Raw genomic sequence first — 14,660 nt, 5'->3', positions numbered from 1 at the left:
CCGCGCCGCACCCGCTTCCCCTTCCCGTTTTTTCAGTAAAAGGAGGTCCTCGGCATGAACAGAATATCCCCGCGCCGCGCCCTTACCATCGGACTGACGGCGCTGCTGCTGGCGGCGCTGGCCGCCGGCCTTGTCCTCTGGCGGCAGTGGGCGGCCGCCGGGGAGGGGTCCATACCCGCCGTGTCGGTGACGCTGGACGGCGGCGAACTGCTGCAGCACGGCGGCAGCTGGGAGACGCCGGTGCTGGGCGGGCTGCTGACCCGGCGGCTGGACCCCGCCTATCCCGCTCTGGGCGCCATCCTCACGCTGGACAGCGACCAGCCCGCCCTTGCCGCCGCGCCGGCGGACGCGGCGCTTACCCGGGTGCGGGTCTCCGACGGCGGCGGCACGGTCTTTGACGGCGCACCCGACGCTTTCGCGGCGTTCCGTTTCCCGGGCGACGGGGACTATTTTTTCGAGGTCTGGGGCAGCCTGGACCGGGGCAGCGCCGGCCGCGGCGATTTTTACTTCGACGCCTCGGTGCACCTGGAACTGCCCGTGCCGGAGCCGGAATTCTCCCTCTCCCCCAGCGTCGCGCGGCAGGGGGACCTGCTCACCGTGACGGTCCGCCATGTCCCCGACGGGACGGTCCCCTCTGGGCAGAGCGGCCTGGGTTATGTGCGCTTTGTGCCCGCCGCGGAGGCGGGCGCCTACACGGCGCTGGTGCCGGTGGGCTATGCGCGCGAGCCGGGCGGCTACACCATAGAGGTCACGGCCGGGCAGGCTTCGGCCTCGCTGCCGGTGACGGTGGCGGAGAGCGATTTTGAGGTGCAGCAGATGACCATCAGCGAAGAGATCGCCGACGAAACCGTGAACTCGCAGGCTGCCAACTGGGAATTTCACATCACGGTGGTGCCGCTGTACGACACCGCCAGCGACGAGCAGTATTGGAGCGGCGCGTTTTTACAGCCTGTAGAGGGCCGCATCTCCACCCCCTATGGGGTAAAGCGGTATGTGAACGGCAGCGCCACGCCAGAGCGCCATGGCGGCGTGGATATCGCGGCGGCCCTGGGCACCCCGGTACAGTGCCCGGGGGACGGGGTGGTGGAATACGCCGGTTTCCTGCAGCTGTCGGGCAACACCATCGTCCTGGAACACGGCGGCGGGCTCAAGAGCTATTTCTACCATATGGACAGCCTGAATGTCGCCACCGGCGACCGGGTGGAAAAAGGGCAGCTGCTGGGCGCCGTGGGCACCACCGGCTATTCCACCGGGCCGCATCTGCACTATGAGGTAAAGATCGGCCGCGAAAGCGTGTCGCCCTGGCCTCTCTTCGACGGCAGCTCGCCCATCTTTGCCGCCGCGGGCGAATAAAGCTTTCCCGCAGCCCGGCGCGTGTTTTCCGCTCGCTCCGTTTTGCGGCATGGAACATTTTTTGCAGCATAGAATGATAACCCGGCCTTTTTCCGCTTGATTTCGTGGAATAAAAACTTGCAGGGGAGCAGCGCGGTGCAAAGGCTGCCTCAAAATCGCAGCGGTCCTTTGGGTGAAAATTTAAAAAAGCTGCGTGAAGCTTGCGGTCTGTCGCAATAGGACCTCATGCGAAAGCTTCCGCTCCGCGGACGCGCTATGTCCCGGGCAAGCTGTGCCCGCATGGAACCGGGGGCCGGAATATCTTTATCCGCAACCTGGTCCTGCTGAAAGAAATGTTTGACGTCCCCTGTGAGGCGTTTTTTAAAGGGCTTGTTTCCGAAGAGGAGGCAAGCCCTTTTTGTATCAAACCTTCCCGAGGCCTCTTTCCGCTCACCCCGCTTGCGCAGACCCGTCAAAAACGCTATGATAGGGACAAATCGACAAATTCCGGCACGCGGCGCCCCTGCGCCGCCGCAGCCTGCAAGCGAGGTGTTCCCATGTTCATCGCAGACCTGCACATCCACTCTCATTACTCCCGCGCCACCAGCCGCGACTGCACGCCCGAGATGCTGGACCTCTGGGCCCGCCGCAAGGGCATCGATCTGGTCGGCACCGGCGATTTCACCCATCCCGCCTGGCGGGAGGAGCTGGCCGGGCGGCTGGCCCCGGACGGCGACGGCTTTTACCGCCTGCGGCCGGAGCTTTGCCGGCGCGACCGCTCCTCGGCCGCCGCGCCCGACCCGCGCTTTGTGGTCACGGGCGAGATCAGTTCCATCTACAAGAAAAACGGCCGGGTGCGCAAGGTGCACAACCTCATCCTGCTGCCCTCTCTGGAGGCCGCGGCGACGCTGTCCGCCCGGCTGGAGGCGCTGGGCTGCAACCTGCACTCGGACGGACGGCCGATCCTTGGCCTTGACAGCCGCGACCTGCTGGAGCTCACGCTGGACGTCTGCCCAAACGCCGTTTTTATCCCCGCCCATATCTGGACGCCGCATTTTTCGCTGTTCGGCGCCTTTTCCGGCTTCGACACGATCGAGGAATGTTTCGAGGACCTGACGCCGCAGATCCACGCGCTGGAGACCGGCCTCTCATCCGACCCGCCGATGAACTGGCGGCTCTCTGCCCTCGACCGCTATTTTCTGGTCTCCAACTCCGACGCGCACTCCCCCGCCAAGCTGGGCAGGGAGGCGAACCTCTTCGACGCCGAGCTCTGCTGGCAGGGGTTTTCTCAGGCGCTGTCCGGCAAAGGCGCCGGGCCCGCAGGCACCATCGAGTTTTTCCCGGAAGAGGGAAAATACCACTTTGACGGGCACCGCAGCTGCGGCCTGCGCCTGACCCCGACCGAGGCTGAGGCTGCGGGCGGGGTGTGCCCGGTCTGCGGCCGCAAGATCACCACCGGCGTGCTGCACCGGGTGGAACAGCTCGCGGACCGCGGCGAGGAGTTTCGCCGCCCCGGCGCAGCGCCGTTTGAGCGCATCGTGCCGCTGCCCGAGATCATCGGCGCCTCGGTGGGCCGCTCCGCCGCCGGGGCCGCGGTGGGGCAGGCTTACGAAGCCATGCTGGCCCAGCTGGGGCCGGAATTCGCCATCCTGCGCGAGCTGCCGCTGGAGGACATCCGCCGGGTCGCCGGCCCCTGCGTGGCCGAGGGCGTGCGCCGGGTCCGCGCCGGAGAGCTGCGCTGGGAGCCGGGTTTTGACGGCGAGTACGGCCGGGTGGAGATCCTCAGCCGGGACGAGATCGGCGCCTTTTCCGGCCAGCTCTCTTTCGACGCCCCCGCGCCCGTCATCCTGCCCCGCGCCGCCGCCCCGGCGGCAAAGCGCCCGCCCCGCGCGCCGGCAAAAGCCGGAAAAGCGGCGGCTGCCCCGGCGGCGGAGGCGTTCAATGAAGCGCAGCGGCGCGCCATTGAGGACGACGCCCCGGCAGTGGCGGTGATCGCCGGGCCCGGGGCCGGCAAGACCCGGACGCTGGTGGGGCGCATCGCGCATCTCATCGAGGCCTGCGGGGCATCTCCCGCCTCCATCACCGCGGTGACCTTTACCAACAAGGCGGCGGCCGAACTGCGCGGCCGGCTGGAACAGCGTTTGGGGAAGCGGCGCTGCAAAGGGCTGACTGTCGGCACCTTTCACGCCATCGCCCTGCGGCAGCTGACCGCCTGCCGCGGTCCGCTCTCGCTGATCGACGCCCCCGAGGCCGAGCGCATCGCCCGCGAACTTCTCGGGCAGAGCGGCGCGCACGGTTCAGCAAAAAAATTCCTCGCTTGGGTCTCCCAGGTCAAAAACGGCCGCGCTGCGCGGGAGGACGGCGCTTTCCCCGCCGCCGCCTTTGACGCCTATGCCGCCCAGCTCGCCGCGCTGGGCGCCTGCGACTTCGACGATCTGCTGCTGGGCGCCATACAGCTGTTCGAGGGCGCGGAGGAAAAAGACTGTGCGCCGCTGCGCGCGGCCTTGTGCCACCTGCTGGTGGACGAATTTCAGGACATCGATCCGCTGCAGTACCGGCTGGTGCGCGCCTGGAGCCGCAGCAGTGACAGCGTCTTTGTCATCGGGGACCCGGATCAATCGATCTACCGCTTCCGCGGCGCGGAGCCCGCCTGTTTTTCCCGCTTTTTCTCCGACTACGGGGTCAAGGCCCCTCTGCATCTCGGGCACAACTACCGCTCCAGCCCGCAGATCCTCGCCTGCGCGGCCGCCGCCATCGCCCCCAATCCCGCGCCGGAGGGCGGGCGCGCGCTGGCCCCCATGCGGCCGGACGGGCCGGCGGTGCGGCTGCTCACCGCGCCGGACGAACTGGCACAGGCGATCTTTGTCGCCAAAGAGATCGCCCGCATGGCGGGCGGCGTGGATATGCTCGGCGCGCACGCGGCAAAAGGGCGGCGCGAGCAGGCGGCGGTCTCCGGCTTTTCGGAGATCGCGGTGCTCTGCCGCACCCACCGCCAGCTGGAGCGCCTGGAATACGCCCTTTCCACCGACGGCATCCCCTATGTGGTGACCGGCCGGGAGCCCTATCTGGAGGACCCGGCCGTCCGGGGGACACTGGGCTTCTTCCGCGCTCTGCTGTACCCGGGCTGCCTCACCGGCCTCGCCGCCTGCCTCACCGGCGCGCTGGGCTGCCCGCCTGAAACCGCACGGCAGATCGTACACGCGGCGGCAGAGACCGCGCCGGGCCCCGATACCCTGACCGGACTTCTGGACGCGCTGCCGCCCGCGCTGCGGGAGCTGGAGGCCGTGCGCGCGCTTTGCCTGCTGGCGCAGGACTACGCCCCCCGCACCGCCGAGCGGCCGCAGAAGCTGCTCGAGAGCTGGCTCGCCGGCGCGGGCCTGCCCCTGTCGCCGCCGCTGGACCGCCTGCTCTCGGCCGCGGCTTCCGCCATCGACCTCGGGGCTTTTCTGCAGAACCTGCAGCTGGGCGAGGAGGGGGACCTCGACCGGCCGGGCGCAAGGGTCTACCCCACTGACGCGGTGCAGCTGATGACGCTGCACGCGGCAAAGGGGCTCGAGTTCCCGGTGGTCTTTCTCTGCGGGCTCAGCGCCGGCGTGCTGCCCTACGATGCGCCGGGCCGGCCTGCGGACACGGAAGAGGAACGCCGTCTTTTTTATGTGGGCATCACCCGCGCCGAGCGCGAACTCGTGCTGCTGGCCCCGGGGGAGCCCTCCCCGTTTGTCGCCGACCTCGCCGCCGTACCACTGCAGCGGGGCAGCGTTCTGGAGGGCCGGCACACGGCGCAGGGCAAACAGCTGAGTTTGTTTGAACTATGACCCCCCAGCCCTACCGCAGTGCGGGCCCGCTTCTGCGCCCGCTGCGGCGGCAGGGGCGCCATCAACGACCGCCCCGGCCCCCGTTCGGCCACTTTCCTCTCCCCGCACCGGGCCGCGAGGTGCGGGCAGGGGCTGCCTGGAGAAAGCAAAAAAGGGTTGGCCGGGGGGACGGAGTGCCCCTTTTTGCCCCGCGCTCTTCGTGTCCTCCCCGCGAGCCGGACGGCCCTATGGCATTTCCAACGCCCCTGAGCCGCCGCAAAGCCGCGGGGCGCGGCCGCCTGAAAAAAGCCAAAAACAGGTTTGCCCCAAGGGTGCAAGGCGCCCCTTTTTGCCCCGCGCTCTCCGTGTCCTCCGCGGGACGGGCGGCCCGGTGGGGCTTCCAACGCTCCAAAAACGCAGCAAGGCCGCACGGCGCACCGTGCGGCCTTGTCTTTTTTCATCCCCGGACCGCCGGGGCCGCGGGCGGCGCTTTTGCCGCTGCGGACCGGGCCGGGACCGACTGTACTATCTGGGAAACGCCTTTCTGCCGATAGCTTCCCAGCGCGCTCATGCTCAGCGCCATCAGAAGCAGATTGAACAGCAGGATCCCCGCCAGTACGGCGGCCACGATCTTCCACACTCTGCGGGCGCGGCGGTTTTTGACCGCAAGCTGCTCGTTGATGCGGGCCAGCTGGAGCGCCACTTCGCCCGGCTCCGCCCCCCGCGCCGGCTTTGCGCCCAACAGGGCGTCCACCGGCACTTCAAATATCTCCGCGATCCGCAGCAGCGCGTCTGCGTCCGGCACCGACAGTCCTTTCTCCCACTTGGACACGGTCTGGCGCACCACGTGCAGCCGGATGGCCAGTTCCTCCTGGGACAGGCCTTTTTCCTTTCGATACGCCCTCAAATTCTCCTGCAGCATCCGCCGCGCCTCCTTTGGGGTCCCTGCGGCCCCTTTTGTTGAAGCCATTGTAGCCCCGCGCGCGCCGTTGCCGCAAGCAACGGGGAGTAACAGGTCCCTTTTTCCGCTCAGGCGGCCTGCTCCCGCTCCCGCCGTTTGAGCTCCGGCCAGATGGTAAGCAGCATTGTCACATAACAGGCGACGCCGCCGATGAAATTGGAGATGGGCTCGGCCAGGAACACGCCGTCCACCCCAAGGCCGAACAGCCGCGGCAGCAGCAGCGTGAGCGGGATGACGATAAACGCCTTGCGCAGCAGCGAAAAGAACACCGCCTGTTTGGAGCGGCCCAGGGCCACCGACACCGCCTGCCCGGCCATCTGCAGCGACATCATAAAGAAACCGAAAAAGTAGATGTGCATTGCGGGCACACAGGCCTCCATCAGCGCCGGGTCATCGTTGAACACCGCAATAAACACGCGGGGGAAGAAAAACAGCAGCGCCCACACCAGCACCGTATAGCCGATGCACAGGGCGGTGGTGAAGCCGATCCCCTCCCGCACACGGCGGTATTTGCGCGCGCCGTAGTTGAAGCTCATCACCGGCTGGGCGGCGTTGGTCACGCCGCTCACCACCGTCATCACCACCTCGCGCACCGAGTTGAGCACGGTCATGACCCCCACGTACAGATCTCCGCCGAAGGTCTGCAGCGTGGCGTTGCAGACGCTTTGCACCGCGCTGTTGGTGACCGCCATGATAAAGCTGGAAAAGCCCAGCGCGGTGATGCGGCCCACCACCGGCAGCTGCACCCGCATCCAGCGCGGCTCCAGCCGCAGCAGCGTGCGTCTGCCGCACAGAAAGCCCACCGCCCACAGGGCCGAGACAAACTGAGACAGCACCGTGGCCAGCGCCGCGCCGCGCACCCCCATATCAAAGACAAAGATGAACAGCGGGTCCAGGGCGATGTTGAGGGCCGCGCCGATCAGCACCGTCATCATGCCCTTGCGCGCAAACCCCTGCGCATTGATAAAATTGTTCATGCCAAGGCCCAGCATCACAAAGACGCTGCCAAGCAGGTAGATGGTGATATAGTCGCTGGCATAGGGATAGGTGACGTCGCTGGCCCCAAACAGATAGAGCAGCGGCCGTTTGAACAGCAGCACCAGCGCAGTCAGCAGCAGGCCGGTGGCGGTGAGCATCGAAAAGACATTGCCCATGATGCGGCAGGCCTCTTCGCTGTCGCCGCGCCCCCTTGCCATCGAGAACAGCGGCGCGCCGCCCGCCCCGAAAAGGTTTGCAAAGGCGATGACCACCGTCAGGATGGGAAAGGTCACCCCCACCCCGGTCAGGGCGTTGCCCGCCGCGGCGGGCAGGTGGCCGATATACATCCGGTCCACCACACTGTAGAGCACGTTGATAAGCTGGGCCACCACCATGGGCAGCGCCAGCCGCAGGATGTTGGAGGGCACGGTCCCCTGCGAAAAATCGCTCTGAGCCGCAGCCCCCGCGCCCGCCGTTTGTTTTTCTTCCTCCATTTTCACCTATCCCTGCTTTGTGATCTCCCGGCCTGCGGGCTGCGCTTCCGCCGCCAGGGCCGGATCTCCGGCGTGGGTGACCACGCCCCGCAGCTGCGGGGCGATCAGCTGCTGCACCCGATACTGTGGGTAGCCGCCGCCCAGCAGCAGGTCGGACATGGGGTCCTTTGTGCCCGTGTTCGCCGCCTGCCCCACCACCTTGCTGATGGCAAGGGCCAGGCTGGGGCTCTCGTCCAGCCGCAGCAGCACGCCCTCCTCCTGCCGCGAGAGCTTGATGCGGCGGCAGGAGCTGTGTTCGGGCAGGCAGAGCTGGATCTTCAGCACCGGCTGGTCGTCCTCATCCAGCTTTACCTCGGCGCGCGCCGCAGTGAGAAAGGTCTCCCCCTGCATGCACACGCGGCCGTCGGCCCAACGCTTCCAGCCCGCGGGCAGACACAGCGTCGCGCCGCCCTCTTCCCAATACAGGATCAGCGCGTCCTCCGCGGCCTCGATGCGCAGCGCCCGCACCCCGTCGGAAAAGCGTCCGTCCATAAACTGCAGGATCATCGGCATCAGGCCGCCCCTGCTCTTTTCAAACCGCCAGGTTTCGCCGCAAAAAGCCAGCGCCTCGGGGGGCAGGGCGCGGGGCGGCGGGGCCGGCTGCGGCCCGCGCGCCCTTTTGCTCAGGCGCGCCCAGGCCGCGCGGTACCAGGGCTGCGGCAGCGGAGGCGGGGGCACCGGGCGGTCAAACTCCAGCGCCGCCAGCACGCGGGCCAGTTCTTTTTCCCCCGCCGGGTCCGCGGGCAGCGGCCCGTCTGAAAAATGCGGCTGTGCCAGCGCCGCCCTCAGGCGGGTATAGGCCACCGAGTCGGTGAGCAGGTTGCCGTTGCCCGAGGTCAGCACCGCAACGACGTCCTGCTGCGGAAAGACCGCCACATACTGGCCGAACATGCCGTTCATCAAAAAGCTGCCGTCCTCTTCCCGCGTCCAGATCTGCCAGCCGTACTCGCCGTCCGCGCCGGTGATCTGGGTGCGCACGGCCTCCCGCGCCCAGGCTTCGGGGATCAGGCGGCGCTCTCCCTGCGGCCCGCGCCAAACGCCGCCCTGCAGATAAAGCTGACCGAATTTGAGCATGTCTTCCGGGTCCAGATACATGCCCCAGCCGCCCTTTTCAATGCCGCAGGGGCATTTCTCCCATCCCACGGGGCCAAAGCCCAGCGGCTCAAAGATGCGCGGGGTCAAAAAATCCGTCAGGCCCTGCCCGGTGGTCTTTTTCACCAGCGCGCTGAGCAGATAGCTGTTCATGCTGTTGTAAACAAACTTCGCGCCCGGCTCAAACGCGACCTCCGATTCAAAGATGGCCCGCACCCAGTCCCGCTCCAGCGCCTCCCCCATCTCGTTGAAGGTGATGCCGCTGCACATGGTCAGCAGATGGCGCACTGTGATGGCCCGGGTGCGCCGGCTGGTCAGCAGGCTGCAGTACTCCGGGAAATAGTCCGCCACCTTATCGTCCAGGCCAAAAAAGCCCTCCTCCACAGCCAGCCCCACCGCGGTGCCGGTAAAGCTTTTGCACAGCGAATGGGTGACATGCCACACCCCGGACCGAAACGGGGCAAACCAGCCCTCGCTGACCACCCGTCCATGCCGCGCCACGATCAGCCCGTGCACGCAGGCCCCTTTTGCCGCGGCCAGATCGCAGTAGAGCTGCGCCAGCGCAACGCTGGACATGCCCTCCGCCTCCGGCCCGCTGCGGGGCATCCTCTGGGCCGGGCCGCCGCCGGTGAACTCCGGCTTGGAGTCCGGCTCATAGGGCAGCACGCGGGTGCCGTGGCCCAGCAGTACCTCCCGCAGCAGCCGCAGCGTTTTTACCTGTGTCATCAAAGCCATACCGCTTTCCCTCCCACCGGCAAAGATCCGATATCTACTGTATTATACCGCGTCCGGCCCGCGGGAGCAAACGGGCCCGCCGCCGGGCGTGTTGTTCTGCCCCGCGGTGCGCTGTGAGCAGGCGCGGAGAGACCGGGGGCAGATCTTTTTCTTGAAGCGCGGGGGCACGCCGCCGCGATCTCAGAGCTGCCCCTCTGCCCGCAGCCGGTCCAGCAGCGCCGCGCAGCCCTCGCGGATCTCTGTGCAGGCCGTATCAAAATCGCCGCTGTACCACGGGTCCTCAATATCCCGCGGGCGGGCGGTGAAATCCAGCAGGCGAAAGACTTTCCCCTCCGGGTCACCGCCCAGGATGCGCAGCATGTTGCGGATATTATACTGCTCCATGCCGATAAGCCGGTCCCAGCGGCCATAATCGGCCCGGACAAGCTGGACGGCCCGTTTGCCGCCCGCGTCGATGCCCAGCTGCGCCAGTTTGCGCCGTGCCGGGGGATACACCGGGTTGCCGATCTCCTCCGCGCTGGTGGCTGCGCTGGCCACCAGCGCCCGTCCCTCCAGCCCCTGTTTATGCAGCAGATCACGGAACAAAAACTCCGCCATGGGCGAACGGCAGATATTGCCGTGGCAGACAAAAAGTATTTTTATCATCTCTTTTATATCCCTTCACAAGCCTTCAAACCCTGATGCAACGGGCTATCCGGCGTTTTTTCGTTTTTGTGTTTTGCCTCAAACTTACGTTCTTTTTTTGCGGACCCGCACAGATCATCGTTCTTTGAAGGGAGGGCGTTCTCCTCTTCTTTTTTCTGCCTTGCGCGTCTGCCCGCCCGATGAAGAGCCGCCGCTTGGCGCCGGCAGACCGTGCCGCCGTGCGGCCCTTTCCCTGTCTTTGCTGAACGCCGCACCGGCTTATCTCCTTTTCGCGGCACCGGCGAAAAGGCCTCTTTGTCTGCTTCGCCGCATCCCGTGCCGGCACAGCCGGTCGCTTTTCGCGGCTGCGGAGGTTCTGCTTCACCCCTGTCCCTTTATGCGCAGCGCCTCGCCCTGCGCGCCCACGCGCACAGGGCGACCGGCTTTTGATGCGCAATTATACCATAGACGCTTACGCGTCTATGGTATCACGCCCGCAAAGCAGGCGCGATACCCCTTATGCGCAGCGCCTCGCCCTGCGCGCCCGCGCGCACAGGGCAACCGGCTTTTGATGCGCAATTATACCATAGACGCTTACGCGTCTATGGTATCACGCCCGCAAAGCGGGCGCGATACCCCTTATGCGCAGCGCCTCGCCCTGCGCGCCCGCGCGCACAGGGCAACCGGCTTTTGATGCGCAATTATACCATAGACGCTTACGCGTCTATGGTATAATAGACAGACGAGACGAGGCGCGCGATGCAAGACCCGTCTCCTCAAAAATTGTCCGCCCGCCCTGTCGGCGGGCCGAGGAGGTCATCACATGGAAATTTTTCACGGGCGGCCGGAGGACTGCCGCGGCCGCGAAGCGCGCGAGGTGCGCACTTACGATCTGCTGGACCGTCTGGGCGTGGAGTACCTGCGCACCGACCACGCCCCCGCCACCACTATGGAGGTCTGCAAGGAGATCGACCGGGTGCTGGACGTGCTCATCTGCAAAAACCTGTTTCTCTGCAACCGCCAGCAGACCCGGTTTTATCTGCTGATGATGCCCGGGGACAAGCCTTTCAAGACCAAGGACCTCTCGGCCCAGCTGGGCGTGGCCCGCCTCAGCTTTGGCAGCGAGGACTTTATGGAACAGTTCCTCGGCCTGCACCCCGGCAGCGTCAGCGTGCTGGGCCTGATGAACGACACGGACAAGCAGGTGCGCCTGGTCATCGACGAAGAGGTGCTGCGGGACGAGTACGTGGGCTGCCACCCCTGCCAGAATACCAGCAGCATCAAACTGCGCACCGAGGACCTGCTGCATAAGTTCCTGCCCGCCGTGGGGCATGAGCCCACCGTGGTGCGGCTTTAAAAGACACCGTCCCGCGGACAAAAAAGGACGCCTCTGCGAAAAAATTGCCGCAGAGCCAACGCGCATTTTCTCCTGAACTTGAGGAACAGCGGTCACTCTGCCGCTTTTTTCGCACCTACGCGCCTGCTCTGTCCCCAAAAAGCCATGGCCCGGGGCCCAAAAGCCGCTTTGCCGTTCTGGGGCGGCTTTTTTCTATTGTATTCTGGAGGGGGGCGTAAAAAGCCTCCGTCCTTTTCAGCGCAGCGCCCCCTGCAGACCGCGGAACGCCCGCTTCCAGCGTCTGTCCCGCTGAAAAGCCGGACCTGTCCACCTTTGATCAGCAGGTCAGGCCGCGCACGGCCCTGTCTGCCCGCGCCGGGGAATGGTGTTCCGCTTTTTCGCGCGGGACGGGGCGGCTGTCACCGCCCGCCGCCCCCATAGGCGGCGATCGCTTCGCTGCTCCAGCGCAGCAGCTCCTGTGAGAGGGATCCAAACTGCTGCGCCGCTGTCTCCGGGCGGCGGCGCAGCTCCCGGGCAGTCTCCATCAACCGTTGGTCCGGCCCCTGCAGGAGCGGGATCAGTTCCTCTTTTCTGCGGATATAGGCCCCGCTCTCGCAAAAATATTTTGCCTGCAGCACAAACGCAGCCCCTTTATACAGACCAGCCAGCACAGCCGGATCTTTTTCATGCAGCAGGTTGTGACAGCAGCCGTGGTAAAGATCGCATGCCCCTGTGAGCACCGCCCGCCGTGCGTCCTGCGGGCCCGGCTGCGGGCAAAGAAAATCCAGGCTGCCGTGCACCGGCGTGGTGTCCCGGCAGAACTGGAAGAGATCCGCGCGGTCCCAGCCCTGCAGTTCCGCTTTGCCGGACACAAAACCGCAGATCTTTTCGCGGTGCTCCATCTTCTCCAGCAGCGCAGCATAGCGCGCCAGCTCCGGCGGGCCCAGCTTATCAAAGATGACCACCACGTCCAGGTCGCTGTCCTCCGTGGCCTCTCCCCTACCATAGCTGCCCTGCAGGCCGATAAAAACGATGCGCTCGCCAAACTCCTCCAGCACACTTGCGGCAAATGCTTCCATCCACTGCCTGATCGGTACCATCCGTTTCTCCTCCTTTGTCCGGGCGCGCACAAAAGCGCCCAAGTCAGCCCGCAGCTCCCCAGTGCAGGATCTGCGCCGGAGCACAGCGCAGCGCTGATCGGGCTGCGCTGTGCTCCACATTTTTTCGCACCGCCCTGCCAGCGCCGGGCCGCCCGACGCTGCAAAGCCCTGTAAAGAGCGCGTCAAGGGCGGTTTTTTCCGCCCTTTTGCTTTGCACAGATCCTGTCCCTGCCGCCGCGCAGCGCGCAGGCTCCCGGGCCCCGCTTTTCTCTGCGCTTTGCACAGCCGGTCCTCTGCTGCGTCCCGGTGATGTTTTTTGCAGCCCCTGTCTCTTTGTTCCCGCGCGCCGCTTTTTATAAAGCGACAGACAGTTTCATTATAACAGGTCTGCACCGCTGCGAAAAGCAGTTCCGCAGTCGTCTGCCGCCCCCTGCACGGTGTTCCTCTCCCTTTTGAAAAGAAAAAATCAGCTTGTCATGCCTATCGGCCCGCTCCTTTCGGCGCCGCCGGGCTTTTGCCGAGGGCCTCGTGTCTTCTCCCCTGCGGCTTTTCCTTCCCCTAAACGATCACCCGCCGCGTCGTGATAATTCGATGGACAAAGCGCCCTGCCGCCCCACGGCATCCCCTTTTTCGGTGGGGATGAGGACGGCCGGGAGAGTTCTTCTGACCACGCGGGCATTGCGGTGCGCAGCGAAAATGGCCGCACCAACACAGCGGAAGAAAACGCTGGCCGCCAGGGCCGCAAGAAAGGCCCCCTCCTCGGCTGCTGTGAAATCCCGGGGTATGTCCTCAACTTATTGAGTTCGCTTTACCACAAAAATGCTGCCCACATGGGCAGCATTTTTATATGGCGGCGCGGGCAGGTTTGGCCTGCTCCGCCCCATTTTATAGGCGCCTCATTTCTTCCTGCATAGCCGCAGGTAAAATGGAAGAGAATGATATGCAGGAGGTGTTTATACAATGAAAGAAATCACAGAGCAGAGTGTGCAGGCGTTTGAAGCCCACCTGTACCTCAATGAAAAATCCCGAGCCACAGTGAGCAAATATGTCCGGGCGGTACGGCGTCTGGCGGCATTTTTACAGGGTACAGAGCTTACAAAGACCCGTCTTTTAGAATACCGGGAGTATCTGCAAGGCAAGAGCAGAGCCCAGACCGTCAACGGGGCGCTGTCAGCCATAGGCGCGTTCCTGGATTTTAGCGGTCGGCAGGACTGTAAGGTAAAGCTGCTGAAAGTGCAGCGGCAGGCATTTCTGGATGAAGCGCGGGAGCTCTCTGAAGCGGAGTACAAACGGCTGCTGGCGGCGGCTCGGGCGAGGGGAAACGAGCGGCTGTATCTGCTGATGCTGACCGTATGCGGCACCGGCATCCGGGTGAGCGAACTGGCGTCTATCACGGTGGAAGCAGCAAAAACAGGCCGGGCGGAGATTCGCATGAAAGGCAAAAACCGCACCATCATCCTGCAAAAGGATCTGCGGGGCAGGCTGCTTCGGTATGCAAAGGAACACGGCATTGAAAGCGGTCATATCTTCCGCACCAAAACCGGCAAGCCCTTAGACCGGGCCAACATCTGCCACGACATGAAGCGCCTGAGCCGGGCGGCAAACGTAGACTCCCGCAAGATATTCCCCCACAACCTGCGCCACCTGTTCGCCCGCACCTTTTATGCTGTTGAACACAACCTGGCGCACCTGGCCGATGTGCTGGGCCACAGCAGGATCGAGACAACGCGAATTTATGTGGCGGTGAGCGCCGCGGCCCATGAAAAGGTCTTGAACCGAATGAAACTGATCCTCTAAAAGAAAAAAAACCACAGAATAATCCTTCTGTGGTTTGCCTGTTTCTTTCACCATCGCCGCAAAACGCATCTAATGGAGAAAATCACACCATGAAATAATCCTTCTGTGGTACGCTTGCCCCTGCTTACACTTTCAGACTTAATGTGATTACATATAACATAGCACGATTTTTCTCTCTTTTCAAGAGAAGCGGCCGCAAAAACAGACGGAGTTGGAAGAAAAACTAAAATTTGCGCACAACAAAAAAGCCTGAAACCTTTTCCGTGTTACAGGTTTTTTTATTCTGCCCCAAAGGGGAGGCTCTGCAAAAACAGCAGGGCTTCCCCTTTGCTTTGCCGGCCAAATTTTTCCCCTTTCGCCGCAGCGTTTACCACAGAA

The 14,660-nt window shown here is 64.6% G+C and carries 9 protein-coding genes; 4 read left to right on the top strand and 5 right to left on the bottom strand.

Translation table 11 applies throughout. The features are described from left to right. Positions 1 to 54 precede the first annotated feature (54 nt). On the top strand, positions 55 to 1,353 hold the full coding sequence (locus tag H8S23_RS09760; protein ID WP_186888154.1) for a M23 family metallopeptidase: 1,299 nt from the start codon (positions 55 to 57) through the stop codon (positions 1,351 to 1,353). A gap of 536 nt (positions 1,354 to 1,889) precedes the next feature. Further along, the gene (locus H8S23_RS09755; protein ID WP_186888153.1) at positions 1,890 to 5,147 is read left to right on the top strand and encodes a UvrD-helicase domain-containing protein; all 3,258 of its coding nucleotides are present in this window, start codon (positions 1,890 to 1,892) and stop codon (positions 5,145 to 5,147) included. A gap of 436 nt (positions 5,148 to 5,583) precedes the next feature. Here the strand turns inward: H8S23_RS09755 and H8S23_RS09750 are convergent, their stop codons facing one another. From H8S23_RS09750 to H8S23_RS09735, 4 genes are all read right to left on the bottom strand, one after another. Next, complete coding sequence (locus tag H8S23_RS09750) at positions 5,584 to 6,048, bottom strand: helix-turn-helix domain-containing protein (protein ID WP_186888152.1); 465 nt, start codon at positions 6,046 to 6,048, stop codon at positions 5,584 to 5,586. A gap of 107 nt (positions 6,049 to 6,155) precedes the next feature. Continuing rightward, complete coding sequence (locus H8S23_RS09745) at positions 6,156 to 7,559, bottom strand: MATE family efflux transporter (protein ID WP_186888151.1); 1,404 nt, start codon at positions 7,557 to 7,559, stop codon at positions 6,156 to 6,158. Between the two features lie 6 nt (positions 7,560 to 7,565). Then, entirely contained in the window at positions 7,566 to 9,425 is a 1,860-nt protein-coding gene (locus tag H8S23_RS09740; protein WP_186888150.1) for a serine hydrolase domain-containing protein, read from the bottom strand. Positions 9,426 to 9,605: 180 nt separating this feature from the next. Next, positions 9,606 to 10,070, bottom strand: coding sequence for a low molecular weight protein-tyrosine-phosphatase (locus H8S23_RS09735; RefSeq protein ID WP_186888149.1), 465 nt, complete (start codon positions 10,068 to 10,070; stop codon positions 9,606 to 9,608). 802 nt (positions 10,071 to 10,872) lie between these two features. Here H8S23_RS09735 and H8S23_RS09730 point away from each other — a divergent pair. Further along, positions 10,873 to 11,406: a prolyl-tRNA synthetase associated domain-containing protein gene (locus H8S23_RS09730; RefSeq protein ID WP_186888148.1), complete on the top strand. Its 534-nt coding sequence runs from the start codon at positions 10,873 to 10,875 to the stop codon at positions 11,404 to 11,406. A gap of 398 nt (positions 11,407 to 11,804) precedes the next feature. Here the strand turns inward: H8S23_RS09730 and H8S23_RS09725 are convergent, their stop codons facing one another. Beyond that, complete coding sequence (locus H8S23_RS09725; RefSeq protein WP_186888147.1) at positions 11,805 to 12,485, bottom strand: nucleotidyltransferase domain-containing protein; 681 nt, start codon at positions 12,483 to 12,485, stop codon at positions 11,805 to 11,807. Positions 12,486 to 13,445: 960 nt separating this feature from the next. Here H8S23_RS09725 and H8S23_RS09720 point away from each other — a divergent pair. After that, positions 13,446 to 14,282 (top strand): tyrosine-type recombinase/integrase, encoded by an 837-nt coding sequence (locus H8S23_RS09720; protein WP_186888146.1) that lies wholly within the window; start codon positions 13,446 to 13,448, stop codon positions 14,280 to 14,282. The last annotated feature ends 378 nt before the right edge of the window (positions 14,283 to 14,660 follow it).

Source organism: Anaerofilum hominis (assembly GCF_014287275.1).
Taxonomy (GTDB): domain Bacteria; phylum Bacillota; class Clostridia; order Oscillospirales; family Ruminococcaceae; genus Pygmaiobacter; species Pygmaiobacter hominis.
The sequence above is the reverse complement of the archived record's forward strand: the minus strand, read 5'-3'. Positions and strand labels throughout refer to the sequence as shown.